1 protein-coding gene is annotated in these 1705 nt (G+C 40.7%); it reads left to right on the top strand.

From position 1 onward, the window contains the following. The first annotated feature begins 305 nt into the window (after positions 1 to 305). A complete protein-coding gene (locus tag LI112_RS17695; RefSeq protein ID WP_055182611.1) occupies positions 306 to 1559 on the top strand; it encodes an ATP-binding protein in 1254 nt (417 codons plus the stop codon). Positions 1560 to 1705: the final 146 nt, after the last annotated feature.

Genomic DNA, 1705 nt, shown 5'->3' with positions numbered 1-1705 from the left:
GTTTGTTGAACTGAATCCGAAAAGCATTAGGGCGCAGAGGAGATAGAATCCTTTGCGTAAAAGACTAACGAACATATTTAATGAAACATCGGAACCATCTTCTTTTTGTTGTCTACTTATAATAACGATTGGAGTAGTCGATTATAGACACTGCAATCAAAAAAATCTGAAAATATATTTATCAACATTACATAAAAGTGTGTAGATGCACATAAAATAGGAATACATATTGAAATTCAGGTCGTTCTGTGATAGAATCTCATTACTAAAAAGTGTGCAGATGCACGGAAATGGGGAGTGCAATGATGGAGATTAAAAGAGACGCTTACCTACAGCAGCTGATCGAGCGAAAAGATAATGGAATGATAAAGGTGATTACCGGCATTCGTAGATGTGGCAAATCCTTTTTGCTGTTTACCATCTTTAAGAGATACTTACTGGAGAACGGCGTTGATGTTGATCATATTATTGAAATTGCATTGGATGGTATTGAGAACGAGGAATTAAGAGATCCCAAGGTATGCTTCAAGTACATCAAGGATGCCATGAAAGACGACGGGAAGTATTATCTCCTTTTGGATGAAGTGCAGTTCATGCCACGATTTGAGGAAGTGCTGAACAGCCTGCTCCGCATGAGCAATATTGATGTGTATGTCACCGGAAGTAATTCCAAGTTCCTGTCCAGCGACATTGTGACCGAATTCCGTGGCAGAGGTGATGAGATTAGAATCTACCCTCTCTCCTTTGCAGAGTTTTATTCTGTCTATGACGGTGATTATGATGATGCCTGGGATGACTACATGATCTACGGAGGATTGCCGCAGATCGTAAGTTTCCAGAGCGAACGACAGAAAGCGGACTATCTGAAGAACATCTTTGCAAATGTCTATCTGAAGGATGTTATTGAAAGAAATAAGATTCAGAACGTGGATGAGATTGGGATTCTGGTTGATGTGCTTGCATCTGCAATCGGCGCACCGACCAACCCTTCAAAGATTGCCAATACCTTTGCCAGTGAGCGCCAGATGACTTATGCTAATAAAACCATCTCCAAGCATATCGACCATTTGACAGATGCCTTTTTGATTTCCAAGGCAAGCCGATACGATATTAAGGGCAGAAAGTATATCGGTGCAAATCTGAAATACTACTTTACTGATCTGGGACTGAGAAATGCACGTCTGAATTTCAGACAGCAGGAGCCTACTCATATCATGGAGAACATTGTTTATAACGAGCTGCTGATCCGTGGCTACAATGTTGATGTGGGTGTCGTGGATATCTTCGATAAGGATAAAGAGGGCAAACGTGTTCGCAAGCAGTTGGAGGTTGACTTTGTGGTGAATCAAGGAAACCAGAGATACTATATCCAGGTTGCATATGACATGACTTCGGAAGAAAAACAGACGCAGGAGTTCAATTCTCTGCGTAATATCCCGGACTCTTTCAAGAAGATCGTCATTGTAAATGGCAGCAAAAAGCCTTGGAGAAATGATGAAGGTTTTGTCATCATGGGAATGAAGTATTTCTTGCTGAATGCGAATAGTCTGGAATTTTAAGTCGATTTGAGTTGTTGCTGTGGTGTTGTTCTATTTCAAAAAAGAGTGAAATGATATAAATAAGGCCACGGCTGATTTCATGTTGGAACAGCCGTGGCTCAGTTTATTTTTTTATCCGTACAAACGAGACTGTTCCGCAGATTATG

This window comes from Blautia sp. 210820-DFI.6.14 (assembly GCF_020558815.1).
In the GTDB taxonomy this organism is placed as follows: domain Bacteria; phylum Bacillota; class Clostridia; order Lachnospirales; family Lachnospiraceae; genus Blautia_A; species Blautia_A obeum.
The sequence above is the reverse complement of the archived record's forward strand: the minus strand, read 5'-3'. Positions and strand labels throughout refer to the sequence as shown.